Source organism: Streptomyces sp. NPDC041124 (genome assembly GCF_055592385.1).
In genome coordinates, this window is sequence record NZ_JBVIYR010000004.1 from 429,211 (window position 1) to 451,536 (window position 22,326).

11 protein-coding genes and 1 pseudogene are annotated in these 22,326 nt (G+C 68.4%); 7 read left to right on the forward strand and 5 right to left on the reverse strand.

The features are described 5' to 3' along the window. The first annotated feature begins 50 nt into the window (after positions 1-50). The 7 genes from ACZ6A9_RS13590 (at position 51) to ACZ6A9_RS13620 (ending at position 5,553) form a co-directional block, all read left to right on the forward strand. Positions 51-404 (forward strand): SCO3933 family regulatory protein, encoded by a 354-nt coding sequence (locus ACZ6A9_RS13590; protein ID WP_468984002.1) that lies wholly within the window; start codon positions 51-53, stop codon positions 402-404. Then, positions 401-589, forward strand: a complete 189-nt coding sequence (locus ACZ6A9_RS13595; protein ID WP_468984005.1) for a hypothetical protein — start codon at positions 401-403, stop codon at positions 587-589. Before ACZ6A9_RS13590 ends, ACZ6A9_RS13595 begins: the two co-directional genes overlap by 4 nt. Before the next feature lie 543 nt (positions 590-1,132). Next, entirely contained in the window at positions 1,133-1,633 is a 501-nt protein-coding gene (locus tag ACZ6A9_RS13600; RefSeq protein ID WP_468984007.1) for a hypothetical protein, read from the forward strand. A 149-nt stretch (positions 1,634-1,782) separates the two neighbouring features. Then, positions 1,783-3,213: a replication initiator gene (locus tag ACZ6A9_RS13605; RefSeq protein WP_468984009.1), complete on the forward strand. Its 1,431-nt coding sequence runs from the start codon at positions 1,783-1,785 to the stop codon at positions 3,211-3,213. Further along, entirely contained in the window at positions 3,213-3,437 is a 225-nt protein-coding gene (locus ACZ6A9_RS13610; protein WP_468984012.1) for a helix-turn-helix domain-containing protein, read from the forward strand. The genes ACZ6A9_RS13605 and ACZ6A9_RS13610 overlap by 1 nt, the downstream gene beginning before the upstream one ends. After that, on the forward strand, positions 3,437-4,744 hold the full coding sequence (locus tag ACZ6A9_RS13615; RefSeq protein ID WP_468984014.1) for a tyrosine-type recombinase/integrase: 1,308 nt from the start codon (positions 3,437-3,439) through the stop codon (positions 4,742-4,744). Before ACZ6A9_RS13610 ends, ACZ6A9_RS13615 begins: the two co-directional genes overlap by 1 nt. A gap of 122 nt (positions 4,745-4,866) precedes the next feature. Further along, a complete protein-coding gene (locus ACZ6A9_RS13620) occupies positions 4,867-5,553 on the forward strand; it encodes a hypothetical protein (protein ID WP_307670302.1) in 687 nt (228 codons plus the stop codon). 60 nt (positions 5,554-5,613) lie between these two features. Here ACZ6A9_RS13620 and ACZ6A9_RS13625 read toward each other — a convergent pair whose 3' ends face one another. From ACZ6A9_RS13625 to ACZ6A9_RS13645, 5 genes and pseudogenes are all read right to left on the reverse strand, one after another. Next, on the reverse strand, positions 5,614-12,546 hold the full coding sequence (locus tag ACZ6A9_RS13625) for a polymorphic toxin-type HINT domain-containing protein (protein ID WP_468984017.1): 6,933 nt from the start codon (positions 12,544-12,546) through the stop codon (positions 5,614-5,616). A 129-nt stretch (positions 12,547-12,675) separates the two neighbouring features. Further along, positions 12,676-16,304, reverse strand: a pseudogene (locus ACZ6A9_RS13630) (LamG domain-containing protein). A 295-nt stretch (positions 16,305-16,599) separates the two neighbouring features. After that, complete coding sequence (locus tag ACZ6A9_RS13635; RefSeq protein ID WP_468984019.1) at positions 16,600-19,188, reverse strand: polynucleotide kinase-phosphatase; 2,589 nt, start codon at positions 19,186-19,188, stop codon at positions 16,600-16,602. Beyond that, positions 19,185-20,648 carry a 3' terminal RNA ribose 2'-O-methyltransferase Hen1 gene (locus tag ACZ6A9_RS13640; protein WP_468984022.1) on the reverse strand — a complete coding sequence of 488 codons (1,464 nt, stop codon included), beginning with the start codon at positions 20,646-20,648 and terminating at the stop codon, positions 19,185-19,187. The genes ACZ6A9_RS13635 and ACZ6A9_RS13640 overlap by 4 nt, the downstream gene beginning before the upstream one ends. A 162-nt stretch (positions 20,649-20,810) precedes the next feature. Then, positions 20,811-21,734, reverse strand: a complete 924-nt coding sequence (locus ACZ6A9_RS13645) for an LLM class F420-dependent oxidoreductase (protein WP_468984025.1) — start codon at positions 21,732-21,734, stop codon at positions 20,811-20,813. Between the last annotated feature and the right edge of the window lie 592 nt (positions 21,735-22,326).

The following is a 22,326-nucleotide window of genomic DNA, read 5'->3' on the forward strand; positions in this document are numbered from 1 at the left end:
TGGTCATGGCGAGTCGATCAAGCGACTCCATCGAACGAGGATGTGATGGCATGGCCATGACTCGAATCCGTGTTGCCCTGCTGCCGTCGGCGGTGTGCATCGCGGGCACCGAGCCGGTGCTGAAGATCAAGGACCAGCAGACCGGGGAGGTCGCCACCGACCGGGAGACCGGCGCGTCGCTGTACACGGTGACCGTGATGCTCATGGAGGACGGCCGCGCCGAAGTCCTGAAGATCACCGTTCCGGAGACGGGCCTGCCGGCCGGGCTCAAGCCGGGGGCGATGGTGCGGCCTGTGGAGCTGTTCGCCACCCCGTGGGCGCGGATCTTCAATGGTCAGCTCTCCGACGGTGTCGCCTACCGTGCTGCTCGCCTGGAGCTGGTGACGGTGGAGGCGGACCAGTGACCCGCTTCGAACGCCACTTGCCGGAGCGGGAGTTGTCCCCGCTCCGGCCCCTGCCGGGGACCGAGGGCAAGGCCACCTTCGCCGTCTCGGCTGCCGTGCTCGATCTGCTCGGCCTGGACCCGGAACAGGCGGCCCACCTCGACCTGGCCCACGCCCTGCGCCTGATACGCGAAGAGGGGGCCTGACGTGGAAGCCGTCACGGGATACGCGTCGTACGTGCTGCCGATCGCTACGGCGCTCATCGGTGTGTGGCTGGTGTGGACGGTGGTGCGCTACGTACGGGCCGACCGGGGCACGCGGGTCAGCATGCGGCAGGCCGTCCGGGTCCGCTGGGGCTGGGTACGGCTCGCGCGGATGGCGGGACTGACGGTCACCGACAAGACACCGAGCCTGCTCACGCAGATCACCGCCCAGAAGGACAGTCCCCCGCCCGCTCCCCGGGTGCTGACTCCGAAGATCAAGGTCAAGCCCGACCAGTTCGGGGTGATCGTGCGGGCCCGGACGCTGCCGCAGGTCGGGCTGGAGGAGTACCAGAAGTCGGCGCGGTTCCTTGCCGATGCCTGGCGGTGCACGCGGGTGTCCGTGCTGCCGGACGGCCCCGGCAAGGTGGTGATCCGGGGCGTGCGCTCCGACCCGCTGACCACGCCGACCACCCACCGGCCCACCGGCCGACCACTCACGGACCTGACGCGCTGGGAGCTGGGAGTGGACGAGTACGCCGCCCGGGTGTGCGTGTCCCTGGCCAACGTGCCCGGAGTGACGGTGGCCGGCGTCCCGGGTGCGGGTACGGCCGGGCTTGCCTGGACACCGTCGCCCCGCTCCTGCTCCTCGGCTGGGGCCACGTCGGCCCCGCCTTCCTCGCCCAGTTCCACACCCCCACCCACCCCGTCCCGCAGCTGGAGGCCGTACCCACCACTGTCCCCAAGCCGGTGCCCGACGAGGCACCCGCCCCCGAATCGGCACCCCCGACTCTCATCCCGGACGTCGTTACCGCCCCGGCCGAGGAATCGCAGCCCGCCCCGGCTCCGGCCGCGGCTCTGCCCGTCACCGTCGCGAAGACGGCTCGACCCGCCTCTGGCCCGGCCCTGCCGACTGCCCTGCTGGACGCGGCCCGGCGCATCGCAGATACCCACCGCACCGAGCACGAAGCGCCGATCACAGCAGCCCAGTTGGGGACTCGCATGGGCGTCGCCCTGCCGGTGGCCACCGCCGCCCTCGCTCAGCTCTGAGCCCGGCCCTCACCAGCGGCACCCCCTCGCTCAGCCCCACGCCCGTCCATGGGCCTGGTTCGTCATGCCCCAAGCAGCACCAACACACCTCCGCACCTGGCTGGTTGCTGCTCGGGGCCGCCCACCCGAACTGAAGGGACACGCCCCGAATGGTCACCCTGGACCTGCGCCACGTGGCAAGCCCCGCCGTACGGGACCTGCTTCAGCTAGTCAACCAACCCGACTTCGACCGGACACGGCAGCAGATCGAACGCCTCGGCGGCTGCACCGAACCCGTCCGCCTGAACGGCCACACCACCACCCTCAACACGACGACCGGGGAGGTGCTGCGCTCCTACAGCTCCGCCGAGGAGCCCACGGGCAGTCTGCTCACCCCGTGCGGCAATCGCCGCTCCTCGCGCTGCCCGGCCTGCTCCCGCCTCTACGCCGCCGACACCTACCACCTCATCCGCGCCGGCCTCTCCGGCGGCAAGACTGTCCCCGACACCGTCCGCACCCACCCCCGCGTCTTCGCCACCCTCACCGCACCCTCCTTCGGCCCCGTCCACAACCGCCCCGACGCACGGCCCTGCCGCTGCGGCACCCGCCACGACTCAACGGATCCGCTGCTCGGTACGCCGCTCAATCCGGCGACGTACGACTACACGGGCGCAGTCCTCTTCAACGCCGACGCCTCCGCCCTGTGGGCCCGCTTCACCACCTACCTGCGCCGCGAGCTCGCCGCCCGGCTCGGCCTCACCCAGAAGGCCGCCCGCGCCGTACTGCGGGTGTCCTTCGCCAAGGTCGCCGAGTACCAGAAGCGCGGCCTGGTCCACTTCCACGCCGTGATCCGACTCGACGGCCCCGACGGCAGCACCCAGTCCCCGCCCCCGTACGCCACCGTCGCCGTGCTCACGGACGCCATCCGCGCCGCCGCGCCACGCGCCCGCATCTCCGTCGACTCCGACGCGGTCGGGGAACGCGAACTTGGCTGGGGCCAGCAGCTCGACGTGCGCGAGATCGCCGCCTTCGGCACCGACACCGAATTCAGCGATCAGGCCGTGGCCGCCTACGTGGCGAAGTACGCCACCAAGTCCGCCGACGCCTCCGGCACCCTCGACCGCGCCCTGTTCTGCCGCCCCTGCCAGGGACGCGGCGCCACCCTCCTGCCCCACGGGACCCCGCTTCCGTGCAGCGCGTGCGACGGCACCGGGCAGGCCCGGCCGTTGCCCCGCCTCGTCGTCGCCCGGCACGTCCGGCAGATGATCCGCACCTGCTGGGAGCTGGGCCGCCTGCCGGAGTTCGCCGATCTCAAGCTCTGGAAGTGGGCGCACATGCTCGGCTTCCGGGGTCACTTCTCCACCAAGTCCCGTTCCTACTCCGTCACGCTCGGCGCGCTGCGCGACGCCCGCCGCGCCTGGCGTACCGAACAGGCCCGCGCCCACGCCGGCCTTCCCGAACCCGACCCGACGACCACTCTCGTCATCGGCCACTGGGACTACCTCGGCTCGGGCTACAGCCCCGGCGCGAACCTCCTCGCCGCCGCTGTATGGCACCGCAGGGAACTGGACCGGCAGTTCACGGCCGAAGGGGGCTGCTGATGGCCTCGCTCCCGCCCGCCGTCCTCCACGCGGATGCGGGCCGGGCTCCGGAGTTGCTGACGGTTCCCCAGGTCATGGCCCGCCTCCAGCTCGGCCGCTCCGCCGTCTACGACCTTCTCCGCACCGGCCAGCTCGCCTCGATCACCCTCGGCCGCTCCCGTCGCATCCCCACCCACGCCCTCACCGACTTCATCCACGCTCGCCTCGAACAGGAAGCCGCCTGATGACCACGCCCCGCGACACCCCCGTCTCCCGCCGTACCCGAGCCAACGGAGACGGCACGATCTACCAGCGCAAGGACGGCCGTTGGGAGGCCGCCGGATACGTCCTCGCGCCGGGCAATACCCGTCGCCGCGTCCGCGTCTACGACACCACCCGCAAGGAAGCCCTGGCCAAGCTCACCGAGAAGATCGCGGCCAGCAACCGCGGCCTCCCCGTACCGTCCGCGCAGGGCAGCGTGGCCGCGTACCTGACGTACTGGCTGGAGAACGTCGCCATCCACCACCTGCGAGAGAACACGTACACCCACTACACCGCAGTCGCCGGGCTCTACCTCATCCCCGGCCTCGGACGGAAGAAGGTCGCAAAGCTCACCGCCAAAGACGTCCGCACCTGGCTCAACCAGCTCCGCACCACCTGCCAGTGCTGCACTCGCCGCCTCGACGCCGGCCGAGATAAGCCCCGCTGCTGCGCCGCCGGAAACTGCTGTTCCAAGCGGCTCTCGCCCCTGACCCTGGCCTACGTCCACTCCGTCCTCAAGTCCGCCCTGGAGCACGCGGTACGAGAGGAGGAGATCCCGCGCAACGTCGCCCGCAACGTCCGCATCGGCACACCCCGGCCCCGACGCTTCGAACCCCTCACCGCCGGAGAAGCCCGGCAGTTGCTCGCCGCCGCCCAGGGCCACCGGCTGCACGCGCTGTTCGAACTCGCCCTCCACACCGGACTCCGCAAGGGCGAGCTCCTTGGCCTGCGCTGGGAGGACCTCGACCTCGACGCGGGCACCGCCGCCATTCGCCGCACCCTGCAGCGAACCGCCGCAGGCGGGCTCACCACGCTGCCCACCAAGACGCGGGCCTCCGAGCGCCGCATCGCCCTCCCCACCCGCTGCGTCCAGTCGTTGAAGCTCCACCACGAACAGCAGAAGCGCGAGCGTGAGGCCGCGGGCACCACATGGCAGCACGACGGGCACGTGTTCACCACAGCGCAGGGTCGACCGATCGACCCGACCAACCTCACCCGCGCCTTCATCACGCTCCTCCACAAGGCCGGCCTCCGCCGCATTCGCTTCCACGACCTCCGCCACTCGACCGCCACCCTGCTCCTGGAACAGGGCGTCGAACTCGTCGTGATCAAGGAACTCCTCGGCCACGCCCACATCGGCGTCACCGCCACCGTCTACGCCCACGTCCGACTCCGCCTCCAGCGCGACGCCATCAACACCCTCAGCACCGCACTCGGCAGCCCGGAGACCGCCGAGACGGCAAGCGGCGACGGCGACGAACCGCCGCCCTGCGCCGCCCTCGTCCGCTGACGTTGCCGTCAACTACTGCCGTCATGGCCCACGGGAGCCCCACCTACGGGGCTCCCGTTTTGCTTTAGCGATGCACAGGTCAACTCACGTCGACACCCGGCATGTAGCGCATAATGTCTCACATGAACTCTCTCGCTCCCACGGACAACCCGGGCCTGCTGCGATTTCTGCGGAGGTGGTACGGCGCCCCGCAATCACCCAATGTGAGACTGGGAGAATCACCTGAAGCGCCCAGGGAGCTTGTCGAGTGGCATGAAATCTCTGCCCAGTGGGGCGGGGAGATCACCTCGCACAACTACGCCATCCCCCTTTCGAAACTCGCGGTGGAAGACGGAAAGATTCCGTTCTGGGTTGAGAACCAAGGAACTTGGGTCTGGGCATTCGACCCGGCCAGTGAAGATCGCTCTGTGTACGAGCGAGAGCCGTCCGACGAACCGACCCCATGGCGACGGACTGACGAGCAGCTCTCAGATTTCTTGATTCATGCCACGATCCTAGAGGCAATCCTGGGGGCTCCTGCGACGAAAGTAGCGCAAGGAGTCCCGGCAGATTGGCTCTGGTCTCGGGAAGGAAGTCATGAGCTCCCCTTCCCTGCGTGGAACTGGCCAGCCAACGATTCGCGCATCCTCTTCGGCGAGAGCTGGCTGGCGCTCGTCCACCCGAGCGATGATCCCGACGAAGGTCATGACGTCACCCTGGCGGCGAGGGCGCCAGGCGATCTCTCCTGGGCGGAGAATATGCCAGGAGTCAAGTGGCGCTCATACTCCGGCGCTCAGGACCACACAACCGATGAACCACTGCCCTGGTAGACAGGGAAACACGAATCGGCGGCCGATCCACCTGGATGGGCCGCCGATTCCTTTCCTAACTCAGTCAGGAAGTCCCGTGAATTTTTCAGTCCTACGCGGTGAGATCACCCACAGCTGAGCACCTTCGGGCAGCATGTCAGGCAATGTACTTCTGCATGTTCCGCAGGCCCCCGTCGGGTAGTCGATGTAGAGCACGGCCTTTCTGACACCCGGGTTCATACGCAAGAAAGCTGCTGCGTGAGTCTCCACGTGCTCCCCGTTGGCCTTCGTACGACCTGGGAGGTTCTTGAGGAGTCCAGACTGACCGCCTGGACCACTGATCATCGGCAGCTGATCGCCCCCGACATCAAGAATTCCCACAGTGCGCCGCGGGTAGTCCTTCTGCAAATCCTTCAGGGACGGGCCGCAGTTGCTGTTGTGAACAAGGACCGGAGTCTGCCCCGCCAGCACATAGTACGTGTGGAAGTCGTCGATGGTGAGGTTGTAGGTGCGGGCGTGCTTGGTGTACGCGCGGTTCGCTGTGACGATGACGGTGTCGCCGTCGTCGGTGAGCAGGGTCATTCCGGGCGTGAGGGCGGCGGCTTCGACCCAGTCACCCTCGGAGGGGGACCAGAAGGGATGTTCGTACGTTGCCGTGAGCCTTTCGACGCCCCGGTCAGTAGCTATGGAGAGCTCGTTGAAGTGCTTGTCGTCTTCCGTGCGGATCAGACGAGTGACTTCTCGTGGCCCCGATTTCCCCGTTGCCGGGTCGGTCGCGATTACTTCGTCACCCAGGTCGACGTCTTCGATGTCCTTGGTCGTTCCATCGGCCATGAGGACATCAGTGTCGGCGAGGAAGCAGTTGCAGCCACTCGGGGATCGACCTCCAGCTCCGCGCCCCCCTGTATATTCTTGCGCAGCTATAAGAAATGCTGCCGCCATTTCCTTGCCGATACTGTAGCCGTCGGGGCAGGCTCCCCCATACACCTCGCGGCACGCGTAGTTCTTCGCCTTATAGAGGTATGAACTGACAACTGTCTGCGACAAGTCGCTGTAGCAGCCGAGATTCTTCGTATAGCAGCCGTCGACCAGATGCTGATTGAACACCTTCGCCAGTTGCGGAAGGTTGTCCCAAGACGCCGGCACGGACAGGCCTGGATTGATCGCCACCTTCCCATCGCCGTTCTTGTCATACCCGCGCGATTCGGGCGGCGCCCAGCCGGATGTTCTCTGGTAGTGCTTCGTGAACGCCTTCGTGAGGCTCTTTTTCTCCTTTTTCGTTCCCCAGTTGGCATTCGGACAGATGATGGGATCGCAGCCGCCGCCTCGGGGCAGGGCGTTGATGAGCCCTGTCGGGTCGCTGACGGTGAGCGGGTTGTTATTGCCGTAGCTGTAGCCGTTGAGGGACAGAGTGTCTGCTGTGTTGAGGATCGGGTCGACACTGATGAACTGGCCGATGCTCGGGTCGTATTCGCGGGCACCGATGTGAGTCAGGCCGGTGGTTCCATCCCTGGTCTTGCCAAGGAAGCCCTTGTCGTCGGGCCAGGGGCCGTAGGCGGGCTTGCCGCGGTCGGCGCCGAAGGGGGTTGTGTAACGCTTGGTGAAGGCCTGGTCGCTCCGGTTGACGGCCAGGTGGGCGGTGCCGTGATGGTCGCTGATGAGGAAGGTGACCTCGTGGCTGCCCGACTGGTTGGTGCGCATGGCGGCGGTGATACCGCCGCCGGCGTAGTAACGCTGGGCCCAGACGGTGCCATCGGTGCGGAGGTGGAGTTCCGTCGCGCCGGCGTAGAGGACGCGTTCGCCGTTTTCGGTGGCTCGGATGAGCAGGTTGCCATCAGCGGAGTAGAGGTAGTCGGTGGACTGCTCTTCCTCGGCGAGGCGGGTCAGCTTGCCTTCTTCGGACCAGGTCAGCTCCTGTGTGCTGCCCATGGTCCGACCGGGGCGGTCGGTGGTGTTGCCTGTCGGGTCGTAGGCGTAGGTACGTTCAGGAGTAGCGCAGTCGTTCCCGGTGGTGGTTCCGGTCAGGGTGTGGGGTTGCTCGGTATTGGTGTAGCAGTAGGAGGTCTGGGTGGTGGCGTTGGGGGTGTGCTGGGTTTCGGTGGTGCGCTGACCGGCAGTGTTGTAGGTGTAACTGGTCCAGTACGGGGCCGGACCCGCCAGTGCGCTGGCGCTGGGTACATCGGTGCAGTTCTGGGATTTGGGGGTCCAGGCTTCACTCAGGCGGCGGTGGCCGTCGTAGCTGAAGCACTGGGTGTCTGCATCACTTGTGCCCCCCAGGGTGGTGGGGTCCTTGAGGGAGGTGACGTTGCCGGCCTGATCGTAGGTGTAGTTGAGACTCTGCAGCTGGTAGGGATGCGTTTCGTCCTGGACGTAGCTGCGGGTCAGACGGCCCGTGCCTTCTTCGAAGTCATTGCCGACATAGAGGCGTTTGTCGGTGCCGAACGTAAGCTGATTCGGCTGGGAAAGGGCCGAGTAGTCGATGCCGGTCAGGTAGACACCGATCGAGGTGAGGCCGCCCAGGCCGTTGTATCCGTAGTCGGTGATTTCGTCTTCCAGGCCGCCGAGTGCCGGGGCCTCGGTCTGCTTGACCGTCCCGTTGACGTTGTAGTGCGTCTCGAACCGCAGTGTGGTGGGCGTTCCGGCCTTGACGAACGGGTCACTGGCCGGCAGCCGGATCTCCGTGTTGGTGGCCCGACTCATACTGTCGTAGACGGTGGCAGCCTGGGTGTAAGCGGCTCCGTTCTTGCCGCCGATGTAACGGGTCGAGGTAGCGGGCAGACCCTTGAGGACAGTGTCGTAGGTGTAGCCGGTGAGCTGGTTGGCGTCGACTTTCGAGCCGGTCCAGGTTGCGGTGGGGCGGCCGAGTGCGTCGTAGGCGCTCAGAATGGACTTGCCGCGTGAGTCGAGGGTCTTGACGACCTGATCGAGCGCGTTGTACTCGGTGGTTGTCCTGCCCTTGTCCGGGTCGTCGGTGCTGCTCTGGCGGCCGAAGAGGTCGTGACTGTAGGACCAGGTGGCCCCGTCCGGCCCGGTGATGGTTTTCTGCCGGCCGTCCAGGCCGTAGGTGAACTTCACGGCTGCGTACTTCTCGCCCGGACCGGTGCCGAAGTCGGCGTCAGCAGGGCTCGCCCCGGCATAGTTGCGGATTTCGACGGTGCGGCCGCGGATGTCGGTGATGGTGCGCTGCGCCTCGCCGCCTTGGACGGCGGTGGTGGCGGTGGTGTCACCGGTGTAGCTGGTGGTGGTGGCCCACTTCTTGATGCCGTTGACGTAGAGGGCGCTGGTGGTCGGCCGGGCGGCGCCGTCGAAGACGGTTTCGGTCTGGACCGGGGCGCGTCCGTACTCGGCCCGGGTGTAGGTGCCGCTGGGGGTGCTGGTGGTGTCGAAGATGTCGGTGAACGTCTCGTAGGCCAGGCCGCGTGTGTCGTAACGGGTGTCGGTGAGCAGTCGGCCACCATCAGGGGTGGGTGACTGGGTTTGCAGTGGCCGGAGCAGGGAGTCGTAAAGGGCGTAGCTGATGTTGTACGTGCTGGCGTTGGTCAGCGACGAGGTGGACACCCAGGACGGCTTCGTGTTGTTCAGGTGGTAGGCGAACTTGGTGTTCGGGTTCTGGCTGGTGGACCGGTTGGGCAGCCAGACGTCGGTGAGTCGCCCGAGGGCATCGTATTTCTGCTCTGTCTTTTTGTTGTTGGCGTCGTAAGTGCGAAGGGCCTGGCCACGGCGGGGGTCGAGGAAGCTGATCGTGCGGTGGCCCATGGGGTTGGTGACCAGGGTTCGGGTCAGAGGGCCGGCGTCGGCGGGGGTGTAGGTAGTGGCGGCGGTGTTCTCGCCCGTGGCGTCAGTGACGGTCAGCGGGCGGCCCAGGGTGTCGTAAGTGGTGGTGGCGATCGTCTGCCAACCGGAGGGCAGACGCTGACCGTCACTGCCGGCGGTCGCGCTGTAGCCGACGGCCCGCCCGGTCCAGGTGGCCTCGCCCTTGGTGGGCTTTTGCGTGGCCAGCCAGGTGGTGGCGTCGGCCTTGTCGTAGACGGTCGCGGTGTCGGCCAGGACGTCGCCGGATGTGTTGCTGCTGGCGGGCAGGTTCAGGCTGGCGTCGGCGACCGAACATTCCCCGGCGACGGTTCTGGTGCGGGAGACCAGGCTGGTGATGCCGAGATCGAGGTTGCGGGCGTACCAGGTGCGGGTGCAGGTCTCGTCTCCGTCTGCGCCCTTCTGGCCGTAGTCGTCGACGGCGTTCACCATGCCGAGGTCGTCATAGCGATTGGTGGCGACGTGAGTGCGCCACTTGCTGGAAGCGGTGAGGTAGGTGCTGGTGTATGTCGAGGTGTCACGGACCCACCGGGCGACGTGGTCGGTGGCATCCGGAACGGTCTGGCTGGCGGTGTTCTTGTAGGTGTAGTCGTGAAAGACGCTGGTGGTGGGCTGGCTGCCGTTGTAGACGACCTGCTGGCGCAGTTGGCCCTTCAAGTGGTCGCTGTCGTACGCGTTGGTGAAGTCGACATCCGTGTCGAGCAGCGGAGCCACTGTCACGGATTTGGTGGTGCCGTTCTTGTTCTTGTCGCCGTGCATCCCCTGCATGTAGAGCGAGACGGTCCTCGACCGGGTCTCACCGACGGCACCAGTGTGAGCGGTGACCTGGCGGTAGCCGCGCCACTCGGACCAGGTCCGCTCGCTTTTCGGAGTGAATGCGTCGTCGTTGTGGTGCCAGGCCGCGCCGCTGTAGTCGTAGGCGTACTCCACGGCCGGGTTGCCGGCGGCTTGGTCGTGCACACCCAGAGCCAGAACGCGGTACTTGTGGAACCAGTCGATGGAGGCGTTCTCAGCACCGTTGATGTTCCAGTACTGAGGGAAACAAGAGCGGGTGTTGCTGTCCGGTGCCGCGCCTCCTACCTCGCTGCGCGTGCATTCCGGTGGCGACAGGGTAATAGCGGTGATCGCGCCGGCTTCGGAGGTGATGGTGGAGATGCGCGGCCGGGTCAAGGGAAGAATATCGTCGGTGGCGTCGACGCGGTTGGGCCGCATCTGGTAGGTGAAGGAAATCGGGTTCACGGTGAGGGGCGTCTCGCCGGCTTTGCCGGTGCGCTTGAGCGACTTCAGCGTCAGCACCTGGTCGGAGCTGTCACCGATGTCCCCGCCGTCCAAGTACTCCCCGGTCAAGTCCCAGGAGTCCACCGGATCGTACCCAGCGCTGGTGGCGTTGTAGGAGAAGGCGTCGACGCCTGTCAGCCGCTTGCGGGTGAAGAAGGAGGGGCCGGCCGCGTTGCACTCGTCGTCGTCCTTGGAGCAGATCGCGTCGAACGGAACGTCGGGCCAGTCCTTGGCGGTGTCCTTCGTCAGGCTGGAGCAGTCCGAGGCGGTGCAGCGCTCGGCGTAGGAGAAGGTGACCTTGGCGTCGGCCTTGTCGGTCAACAGGGCACCTCTGCGCAGCCCATACTCGATCCGGTTCAGGTAGCCGCCGCGGATGTAGGAGGCACCGGCCGTGTTGGCCTTGTTCTTCTTGTAGTGATTCGTCTCCTTGGCGTACCAGTACGTGATCGCGTTGCCGTGGGTGTCCTCGACATAGTCGAGATTCCACCGCCAGGCCTGCGTCAGCGCCCGGTCGGCGAACGCGTCACCGCCGGAGTAGCCAGGCTCGCCGGAGTCGTCGCCGAACACGGGAACGGTCCAGGTGGAGTTCGTCCGCTGGTCTGCCGCGCCGTCCAGCTTGTTCAGGCCGAACACGTACTTGGTGCCGTCGCCGGTGACGACCGTCCAGTACTCTCCGTCGTTGTCGCCGTTGTCCGCGCCGGTGGAGCGAGTCACCTTCGAGGCGTCGTCGTCCTCCAGCCTCCACTGACCGCTGCCGTCTTCCTTGATCAGCCTGGTTGACTTGCCGTCGAGGACCAGGCTGGCGTTGTCGTACTTCCAGCACTGGTCGAAAACGTCGTCGTGGCCGTCGTCGTCGCAGCTAGCGTAGGTGCGGGTGATGTAGGACTCGGTGAGGCTGAAGCCCTCGCCCACGGTAGTGGTCTGATTGTTCGTGGTCGCTGTGCGGCCGTCGACGCTGCCCGAGTCGTAGGACAGGGACAGCGGCGGCACCGGGCCCGCTGCTGCGGGCGGCAGGGCGAAGGCGTGGGACCAGGTGAAAGAGCCCGAGCTGCCGCCCGCCTGCCAGGAAGAGGACTCGGACAGCTTCGTCGCCGAGTGGTCGCCCGCGCCGTTCGGCGACTGACCGGAACCGGCCGAAGCAGCCGTGACCGCGAACACGGTCGCACTGGAGGCAGCACTGCCGGCCTCCAGCAACTGGGTGGACGGCCCATCGGCCGCCTTGCCCAGGTGGACCTTCGCCGAGACCATCTGGTTGTTCGGGTCGTTGTCCGAGGGCAGCGGCGTCTGCTCGCGGCACTCTGCCTTGTCCGGGGTCGTCAGCGCGCACGCAGGCAGCTGCACCAGGCGCAGCCGTTGGGACCAGCCGCCGCCGATGGCCGAGGCGAAGCCGGAATAGTCGATGCTCACGCTCGCCGCGCCCGGTGTGTCGGCCGTGGCGGTCAGGAGGATGCCGGTGACACCCGCTTCGCGGGACGCCTTCTGGTCCAGGACGGTGACCTGCGCCTCGCCTGATGCCGCAGCGGAGGCCTTCGAAGAGGGGGTTTCCGGCTTCAGCGTCACGGACGTGCCGCCCGGTTCGGCGGTACGGTCCGCGCCCGGTCTGAGGGTGAGCGACGCGGTGCCGTGCACGGGCCAGGCGGCATATCGCTCCCCGCTGGCCTGCCGGGCCTGCGCCTCGTTGGCCTTACGGTCCTGGGTGACCTTGGCCCGCGCCTTTTCCGCACTGGGCCCTGCGAACGCCTTGACCTTGGTCACCGGTGACTTCGGAACGTCTGGGCGCCCGAGACCGCCAGGTTCCGCAGCTTGGGCGACCTGAGCCAGTCCGGTCGGCACGATCAGGGCAAGAGCCAGTGATTGGCCCAGGAGCCGACTCGAGCGCCGCCGGACCACCTCAAGTCGCCTTGAGGTGCCTATGCCAAAAGCCATCGCTTCGCCCCACCTTATTTTTCAGAAATGAAGTTTCTGCACGCCGAACAGGGATCGTTGATGCGCCTGTGAACCATCCCGGTGCGGTGAGGACGAACGGCGCCGTTTCTGTCCCCACCTGTCACCGCTTCAGTCGCCCACAGTCTCGCTGACCTGCTCAGAAGTCGCCATGGCACCGGCCCACACCCGTACCTCGGCCACACTGGCCGGCAGATGATGCCGCCACACGCTGTTGGTGAAGCCCTTGCCGATAACCAAATCACCGGAGCCGGCCTTCGCCGTGAAGATCTGACTCCCCCCGTTCTGCATGTTGCTCAGGTAGAGGCTGATCGTGCCCGTGGAGGCATTGAAGACACCAGTGAGGCGGACCATGCCGTCCATGGCGGCACTCTCATCGGAGGCCACCGCGCTGAAGGTGCCATCGTGGTTGAGGCGGCCGAAGTGCCAGGAGCCCTCTGGGAGGGTCTTCTCCTCGAAAGTCTCCTCGTCGATCACGGTCGTACTGCCGGTTCGTTCGTACCAGAGGCCCCAGGCCGAGCCGTCCGCGGTGCGCTGGCCCACGACCTGGCCGGTGTAGCCGACGGCCTTGGCGGTGAGCTTGTCCGCATCAAGGGCAGTCAAGGTGGTGACCGTGAATGATCCGGTGTCGTCGACCACCGGTCCCGAGGTGGTGACCGCGTCATCGCTGCCGTCGAGCACGATCGTCTCTTCTTGCAGCGCCGCGCCGCCGGTCAGGACCATCGAGCGGCCGTAGCCAGAAGTGGTGTCCGCAATGGTGGTGCCGCTACCACGGGCAGCCGACCAGTCCGCGACCAGCTCAACGGCCGCGTGCTGCGGTGAGTTCATCAGGTCGGCCGTATCAGCAACCTGATTGTCCGTGAGAGCCTGCTGCCACACGGTGACCTCGTCGATGGACCCGGCGAAGTAGTCGGTGTACACCCCTTGCCACAAAGCGCGCCCTATCTGCAGCGGTCCCTCTGCGGCCCAGGACCCGGACACGGCGTCACTTCCCTGGAGAGCGCCGTTGACGTACAGGCGGATCTGCTTGTTCTCCGCGTCGTACACCGCGGCCAGATGCGTCCACACCCCCTGAGGGGCGGGCTGCTTGGCCACCACCATCTGATCGCTGAGGTTGCCGCCCGACCCGTCGGCAGGTGAGGTACGCAGCGTCCAGGTCTTACGTGACTCCTGATAGGAGAGGTAGAAGCCGCTGTAATAGACGCCGCTCTGCCCCAGCACCGTCTGGTTGTGCGCCATGCCGGGTTCGAGCAGGGCCCAGCCGGAGACGGTATAGGAGGCTCGGGTGTCGACCACCGGCGTGCTGGTACCCGCGTGACCGGTGTCACCGTCCAACACCAGGCCTCTGTCCGTGACTTGGGAGCCCAGCACGCTGTCCTCGGCCGTATGGGTGATCACGCCACGGCGACCGCGGTCATCCCGCTCCGCTCCTCCCGTCAGGGTCGCGTCGTCGCGTCCGTCGGCGGTGGCGGAATCCTGTGCGACTCCGTCCGCCTCGGTGAAATGCCACTGCCCGACCGGGCCCTCACCGGCGTCGACCAGGAAGTCGGTCACGGACTGCGCGCCCCAGCCAAGGGTGTCTTTGGCCCGTACGTACAAGCGGTGCAGGCCACCACGAGTGGGAGTGATGGTGGCGGTGGCAGTCGCACCTTGCAGTTCGGCCGACCATGCGGCCTGCGAGGACAGCTTGTACTGGTACGCGGTGTTCGTGTCACCGGTGGCGGGTGTGAAAGTGAACGTGCCCTTCACACCCGGGCCGCCTCCTGCCACGCAGGCATTGTCCGCACAAACGGTGTACGGACCGCCGACGGTGACCTGCGGGGCTTTGGGCGCGCTGGAGTCAACAGTGAAATGGCACGGGCTGGTGTAGCCGGTGTTCTGCCGATGGCCTCCGTCTTCGTAGTAGGACAGGGTCAGTGCCTTCAACCGGTACTTCACGCCCTCCTGCAACGTGGGCAGACTGCGTGTCTGTTTGACCAGGTTTCCTACGTAGCCGGTGGTTGGACCGTCCACGTCGGTGTGGGCCACCGTCCAGGACGAGCCACTGTACTGCTCCGTGCACCACCGAATGCGCAGGTTCGCGCCTGTCTCACCACCGGCCGCGGTACGGGGACGGCCCTGGACCTGTGGGGTCGGGTCGGACACGATGCTCGGGTTGGCCGCGTCCGTGGAACAGACGAAGCCGGAGCCGGAGACCATGCCCACCTCAGCGGGGATGGCTGGCATAGCCACGTACTTCACGGCCAGAACAGCGTCGTTCTTGAACCGCTTCCAGGCAGCGGTGTCCGACTCATCGTGCGCCTTGATGAGCAGTGTCAGCCGGGAGAACTTGCCTGCGGCGAAGTCACGCACCGTGGGGGTGAGGTTCTCGTTCGTCTCCTCAGGGTTGTCATTGAACTCGATCGGCGCGTCGGGCGAATCGGGATCGCACAATGACCCACGACCGGCCGACACGTGCCGGTCCCCCATCAAGTCCAGTTCCTTTGGTCGCGACGACCACGTCGTGGAAGAGGAGATGTTGTTGGTGCGGACCAGATCCACCCAGCGCGGGTCGCACTGGAACGCCCACGGCTCCGTCACCCGGAAGGTGGCGTCCAGGACCTTCTTACCCTTCAGGCTGGCGGGAGAGAACTCGAAGTACAGGCGCTGCACATAGCCGGGACCGCAGGAGTAGCCGTTCCATGTGCCGCACTTGCCCACGCCTTTGCCCAGGTCATCCGAGCCGTTGCCCCAGTTGTAGGACTCATAGCCGTCGCTGCGCAGCAGGGTGCGCTCCGATTCCCCCCAGGTCACCGTCGGGTCGATGAACACCGAAACGCCGACTCGTCGGTGGACGTAAGCATGCTCCTGTCCGGAGTGACCGACAGCGAGTCGTCGCTGACCTCGACATCGATACGCACCACCCTGTCACCCTGTCCCGGCTCCATGCCTGAGCCGGACTGTGCCGTCTCGGCCGGGTCTGCCGGCTCGCCCGTCCGCGCGTCGTCCCCGGTGAGGGCGGGCACGGCGGTCATCAGCTGCGGCTGTGTCCCGCTGGACACGTCCTGACCGGCTGAGTCCCACATCTGGGCCGGCGGCGCCTTGAACACGGTGGTGCCGTTACCGTCGACCGCAGCCAGATTGCCGGCCGCTCCTTCCTCGACCCTAAGGTTTTCGGTCTTCAGACCAAAGGTGAGCTTTCTCAGTTCCTCGCTCGCCGCCGCTTCGGGGGTCTTGACCACCAGGACGTGCTGGAAACTCTCCGGGGTAGCCGTCACCTTCAGATCGATGTCCGGCAGCACTTCGGGGTATACGGCGCTGGAGCCGTCCAGGCGCGGCGTGGGTAGCGTACCCGGCCAGTCCAGGGCGAGCGCTCTGCCTTTGTCCTCGATCCGCGCCAGCGGGCCGTCGTCACCACCACCGGAGAACGTCACTTCTACAGCGGGGGCCCTCGGACCGACCGTGCCGTCCGCTCGTGTCTCCAGAGTCGCGTCCGGCTCCTGCCAGCCTCCCCCCGGCGCGGCCACACGGACAGGAACAGCCGACTCCTCCAGCGTGAAGGTGTAACCGTCCGGGTTGGCGAACACCGTGGTGCGTTCCGTGCGTTCCTCCGGCACTTCCACCGGCTGGCCGGACGCCTCCGCCTCCCGCAATGCCTTCTGCCCCAGCGACATGGGCTCACCCGGCTGCACATCGGTCGCCCAGGCCCCCGGGCCCGGCACCAAGGCAACGGTCACAGCAGCACAGAGCAGCGCGACCATCCCTGCTCTCTCACCCCGGCCACGTCCGCCGCCCGCTCGTGCGGCGCGACCGCCCTGCCCGAACACGCCAGGTCCCCCGCTCCGCAACCGGGTCCACATTCCCGTCACACCTCACCCACAACGATCACACAAGGTCGCAAGTAGCCAATGCCATGACGGAGCGTCAAGTCATCGTTACATAAAAGACATTGACGAACTGATGTCCGGACGGACGTGTGATCATCGCGACGTTTACAGGTGATCACACGAGGCAAGGTCACTCTCTCGCATCACTGGAAGGGAACAGCAAGCCCAACTACAAACGCGGGTCGACCGGTTCCGACTCCAGGGCCAGGACGGCGAAGACCGGCTCGTGGACGCGCCACAGGGGTTCGCCCTCGGCGAGGCGGTCCAGGGCCTCCAGGCCGAGCGCGTACTCACGGATCGCGAGGGAGCGCTTGTGGTTGAGGAAGCGGCCGCGCAGGCGGGCCAGGTTCTCCGAGCGGGTGTACTCGGGGCCGTAGATGATGCGCAGGTACTCGCGGCCCCGGCACTTGATGCCGGGCTGCACCAGGCGGCCCGCGCTGTCGCGGACCAGGGCGTCGACCGGCTTGACGACCATGCCCTCGCCGCCGCGTCCGGTCATCTCCAGCCACCAGTCGACGCCGGCCCGCACCGACTCGGGGTCGGCGGTGTCGACGTAGAGGCGGCGGGTGGTGTGGAGCAGGCCGGTGGTGTCGTGTTCGACCATGCGGTCGATGAGGGCGAGCTGCCGGTCGTGGGGCAGGGCGGCCAGGCTGCGGCCCTGGACGGCGAGGATCTGGAACGGTGCCAGGCGCACGCCGTCCAGGCCGTCGGTGGTCCAGCAGTAGCGGCGGTAAGCGTCGGTGAACGCCGAGGCGGCCTGGGCGCGTTCGCGCTGGCGGTCCAGCAGGTCCCGCACCTCGACACCGCGGGCCGCCGCGCTCTCCAGGGCCGCCAGCGCGCCCGGGAAGACCGCGCCGGAGGCGGCGCCGACCGCGGCGTACTGCGAGCGCAGCAGGCCGGACGCCTTCAGCGACCACGGCATCAGTTCGGCGTCCAGCAGCAGCCAGTCGCCCGCGCCGGAGGCGCTGTCGGATGCGGCGAGTTCGTCCCACAGGCCGGCGTCGGTGACGGCGGTGCGCAGCCGGGCGAGGATCTCCTCGGTGACGGACGCGTCGTCGAAGAAGGGGCGGCCGGTACGGGTGTAGAGGGAGCCGGTCTCGCCCCCGGAGGTGCCGAAGCGCCGGGCGGCGACGGCCGCGTCCCGGCAGACCAGGGCGACCGCGCGCGAGCCCATGTGCTTCTCCTCGCACACCACGCGGGCGACACCGTCCCGCTCGTACTGGGCGAAGGCCTCCACCGGGTGCTCCAGGTGGCCGTCGAGGTGCGAGGTGGCGGTGGGCGCCATGGTCGGCGGGAGGTACGGCAGCAGGCGCGGGTCGATGGCGAAGCGGCTCATCACCTCCAGGGCCGCCGCCGCGTTCTCCTCGCGGACGGACACCCGGCCGGCGTGCCGGGTCTCCACGACGCGACGGCCGTGCACGTCCGCCAGGTCCAGCGGGCGCCCCTCGTGACCGCCGGGGGCCTCGGTGCGCAGCGGGCGGGCCGGCTCGTACCAGACCCGCTCGGCCGGTACGTCGACCAGTTCCCGCTCCGGCCAGCGCAGCGCGGTGAGCTTGCCGCCGAAGACGGCGCCGGTGTCCAGGCAGATGGTGTTGTTGAGCCAGGTGGCCTCGGGGACGGGGGTGTGGCCGTAGACGACGGCGGCCCGGCCGCGGTAGTCCTCGGCCCAGGGGTAGCGCACGGGCAGGCCGAACTCGTCGGTCTCGCCGGTGGTGTCGCCGTACAGGGCGTGGCTGCGGACCCGGCCGGAGGTGCGGCCGTGGTACTTCTCCGGCAGTCCGGCGTGGCAGACCACGAGCCTGCCTCCGTCGAGGACGTAGTGGCTGACGAGGCCGTCGATGAACTGCCGTACCTCGGCGCGGAACTCCTCGCTCTCCGTGTCCATCTGGGCGATGGTCTCGGCGAGTCCGTGGGTGTGCTGGACGCCCCGGCCCTTGAGGTACCGGCCGAACTTGTTCTCGTGGTTGCCGGGCACGCAGAGGGCGTTGCCCGATTTCACCATGGCCATCACGCGGCGCAGCACTGCGGGGCTGTCCGGGCCGCGGTCGACGAGGTCGCCGACGAAGACGGCGGTGCGGCCGCCGGGGTGGACGCCGTCGGCGTACCCCAGCTTGCCGAGCAGGGACTCCAGTTCGGCGGAGCAGCCGTGGATGTCGCCGATGATGTCGAAGGGCCCGGTGAGGTGGGTGAGGTCGTTGTAGCGCTTCTCGGTGACGACGGTGGCCCGTTCGATCTCCTCCGGGCCGCGCAGCACGTGCACCTTGCGGAAGCCCTCGCGCTCCAGGTGGCGCAGGGAGCGGCGCAGTTCGCGGGTGTGCCGCTGGATGACGCGGCGCGGCATGTCGGCGCGGTCGGTGCGGGCCGCGTTGCGCTCGGCGCACACCTGCTCGGGCACGTCGAGGACGATGGCGATGGGCAGCACGTCGTACTTCCTGGCCAGGTCGACGAGCTGCCGTCGGGCGTCCTGCTGGACGCTGGTGGCGTCGACGACGGTGCGGCGGCCGGCGGCGAGTCGCTTGCCCGCGATGTAGTGCAGCACGTCGAAGGCGTCGCGGGAGGCGCTCTGGTCGTTCTCGTCGTCGGCGACCAGGCCGCGGCAGAAGTCGGAGGAGATGACCTCGGTGGGCGTGAAGTGCCGCCGGGCGAAGGTGGACTTGCCGGAGCCGGAGGCGCCGATCAGCACGACGAGGGAGAGGTCGGTGACGGGCAGGACGCGGGCGCCCGCGGTGGTGTCGGTGGTGGTGCCGGTACTGGTCATGCGGCCTTCTCCTCCTTCACGGTCCCGGTGCGGAACACGGCCATCTGGGTGGGCGGCCCGACCTCGGGGTCGTCGGGTCCCACGGGTGCGAACTCCACGGTGTAGCCGTGCCGTTCGGCAACCTTCCGCGCCCAGGCGCGGAACTCGGCGCGGGTCCACTCGAAGCGGTGGTCGCCGTGCCGGACGTGGCCGGCCGGGAGGCTCTCCCAGCGCACGTTGTACTCGACGTTCGGGGTGGTCACGAGGACCGTGCCGGGGCGGGCGGAGCCGAACACCGCGTACTCCAGGGCGGGCAGCCTGGGCAGGTCGAGGTGTTCGATCACCTCACTGAGCACGGCGGCGTCGTAGCCCCCCAGCCGCTTGTCGGTGTAGGCGAGGGAACCCTGCAAGAGGGTCACGCGCGCGGACTGCCGCTCCCCCAAGCGGTCCAGTTTCAGCCGCCGGGAGGCGATGGTGAGGGCCCGCACCGACACGTCGACGCCGACGATCTCGGTGAACGACGGGTCCTTGAGGAGCTGCTGCACGAGCTGCCCCTGGCCGCAGCCGAGGTCGAGCACCCGGGCGGCGCCACAGGCGTGGAGCGCGGCGAGGATCGCCTCGCGGCGCTGCACGGCGAGCGGGGTCGGCCGCTCCTGCTCCTCGGTCTCGGCCTCGACGGCGTTGTCGATGGTCTCGACGTCGCTGTCGTCCGCCTCGGCCAGCCGGACCAGCTCCAGGCGCTCCCTGGCCTGCCGGGTCAGGGACCAGCGGCGGGAGAGGTAGCGGCTGGTGATCAGCTGCTGCTCCGGGTGTCCGGGCAGCCAGCCCTCGCCGGCCCGCAGCAGTTTGTCGACCTCGTCGGGGGCGACCCAGTAGTGCTTGGCGTCGTCGAGGACGGGGAGCAGGACGTAGAGGTGGCGCAGGGCCTCGGCGAGCGTGAGCGTGTCCGCTTCCAGCACCAGGCGCACGTAACGCGAGTCGCCCCACTCGGGGAACGCGACGTCCAGCGGCACGGGGTCGGCGGTGACCGTCCAGCCGAGGGGTTCGAAGAGCCGGCCGACGAGTCCGGGGCCGCCGCGCGCGGGCAGCGCGGGTATCTCGACACGCAGCGGGCGCGGCCGGCCCGGGAGGTGCGGGCGGGCGTTGCACACACCGCGCATGGCGCTGGAGAAGACGCCGCTCAGCGCGACGGCGAGCAGCGAGGAGGCCGCGTAGGGCCGGTCGTTGACGTACTGCGCGAGCGCGGCGTCGGGTGCGCCGCCGCGGCCCTTGCCCTTGCCGCGCCGGACCAGTGCCACCGCGTCGACCTCCAGCAGCAGCGCGGCGGTGCAGCGCTCGGCGTCGGCCTCGGGGTAGAGGACGTGTGCCGTGCCGTAGGAGGTGGGGAACGCCTGCGCCTTCTCGGGATGCTTGTGCAGCAGGAAACCGAGGTCGGTCGCGGGGCTCTCGGCGGAGCCGGTGGTACTGATCGTCAGGAACACGGTGGTTACCCCTCGGACACCTTCTGAACTGCGGGTGCGCGCCGGGATTCCGGCGGGTGCGCTCAACGTACAGGGAAGGTGTCGCGAGGTCGCACGGAATTTCGAGGGCCGGTGGGCGGGTCCGCCGCCGGGTGTGGGCGGACCCGTTCGCCGGGCGGGGCGCTACGACAGCTGGGGGCGGACCTGGGTGGAGATCAGTTCCAGGTGGTCGAGGTCGGACAGGTCGAGGAGCTGGAGGTAGATGCGCCGGGAGCCGGTCTCGGCGTAACGGCCGATCTTGTCGACGACCTCGGCCGGGGAGCCGGCCAGGCCGTTGGCCTTGAGCTCGTCGACCTCGCGGCCGATCGCGGCGGCGCGGCGGGCGACCTCCTGGTCGTCCTTGCCGACGCAGACGACGAGGGCGTTGGAGTAGACGAGGTCGCCCGGGTCACGGCCGGCCTCCCGGGCGGCGTCGCGGACCCGGCCGAACTGGCGGGCGGTGTCCTCGACGGAGGCGAAGGGCATGTTGAACTCGTCGGCGTAGCGCGCGGCGAGGCGGGGGGTGCGGGTCGCTCCGTGGCCGCCGATGAGCACCGGCACCTTGGCCTGGGCGGGCTTGGGCAGCGCGGGGGACTTGGTGAGGTCGTAGTAGGTGCCGTGGTGGTCGAAGGTCTTGCCGGGCTCGGTGGCCCACAGTCCGGTGACGATCTGCAGTTGTTCCTCGAGGCGGGCGAACTTCTCCTTCGGGAAGGGAATGCCGTACGCCTTGTGCTCCTCTTCGAACCAGCCGGCGCCCAGGCCGAGTTCGACGCGCCCGCCGGACATCTGGTCCACCTGGGCGACCTGGATGGCGAGGACGCCGGGGAGGCGGAAGGTGCCGGCGGTCATCAGCGTGCCGAGCCGGATGCGCTTGGTCTCGCGGGCGAGCCCGGCGAGGGTGATCCAGGCGTCGGTCGGGCCGGGCAGGCCGTCGCCGGAGCCCATGCTGAGGTAGTGGTCCGAGCGGAAGAACGCGTCGAAGCCCAGGTCCTCGGTGGCCTTGGCGACGGTGAGCAAGGTGTCGTAGGTGGCCCCCTGCTGGGGCTCGGTGAAGATGCGAAGATCCATGGCTCCATCCTGCACGTTCCCGGCCGGGGACGGCTCCGCCCGGCCCCCGGCGCGCCCGCGCCACGGCGTGCCCGGGCCGCGGGCGGGTGACATCGGGCGGCGTCCGGTGGTGCGGTACCGCCGGGCCGGTGAGCGGTCACGACGGGGATAGTCGGCTCGCGCGGAGCCGGAGCACCTTGCACCCGTGCCGGCCGGGGTGCGTGCGCCGGGCGTGGTCGTACCGGCCCTGGGGGCATGGGCCGGGGAGGCGGCGGCGAGGTCGGAGGAGGGCGTGCGGCGGCGGGGCGGGTGGCCGCGGGGCCGGCGCAGCGGACGGCGTTGCTGACGCGGGGCTGTCGGCCCGGGACACGGGGCTGTCGGCGACGGGGCCGGAGCGTGAGCGTGACGGCGGCGACGGGGCGGCTCAGAAGCACGCGGATCACTGACACGGGTGGTACCCGGGAGTGAGCGCTGGAGGTGTGGGTGCCCCGGTGCCGGGGGGCGTGCGCGCATCGGTCGGTGGGTGCGTCACGTCGCTGCGCGGGTGCATCGACCGGTGGATGCGGCACGTGGGTGCGCGGATGCACCGGCCGGGGGATGCGGCACGTCGGCG

What these genes read in the sequence shown, in the direction of transcription:
- ACZ6A9_RS13590 (WP_468984002.1), top strand. Translation starts at nt 51, where the DNA reads ATGGCCATGACTCGAATCCGTGTTGCCCTGCTGCCGTCGGCGGTGTGC.
- ACZ6A9_RS13605 (WP_468984009.1), top strand. Translation starts at nt 1,783, where the DNA reads ATGGTCACCCTGGACCTGCGCCACGTGGCAAGCCCCGCCGTACGGGAC.
- ACZ6A9_RS13610 (WP_468984012.1), top strand. Translation starts at nt 3,213, where the DNA reads ATGGCCTCGCTCCCGCCCGCCGTCCTCCACGCGGATGCGGGCCGGGCT.
- ACZ6A9_RS13615 (WP_468984014.1), top strand. Translation starts at nt 3,437, where the DNA reads ATGACCACGCCCCGCGACACCCCCGTCTCCCGCCGTACCCGAGCCAAC.
- ACZ6A9_RS13620 (WP_307670302.1), top strand. Translation starts at nt 4,867, where the DNA reads ATGAACTCTCTCGCTCCCACGGACAACCCGGGCCTGCTGCGATTTCTG.
- ACZ6A9_RS13625 (WP_468984017.1), bottom strand. Translation starts at nt 12,546, where the DNA reads ATGGCTTTTGGCATAGGCACCTCAAGGCGACTTGAGGTGGTCCGGCGG.
- ACZ6A9_RS13635 (WP_468984019.1), bottom strand. Translation starts at nt 19,188, where the DNA reads ATGACCAGTACCGGCACCACCACCGACACCACCGCGGGCGCCCGCGTC.
- ACZ6A9_RS13645 (WP_468984025.1), bottom strand. Translation starts at nt 21,734, where the DNA reads ATGGATCTTCGCATCTTCACCGAGCCCCAGCAGGGGGCCACCTACGAC.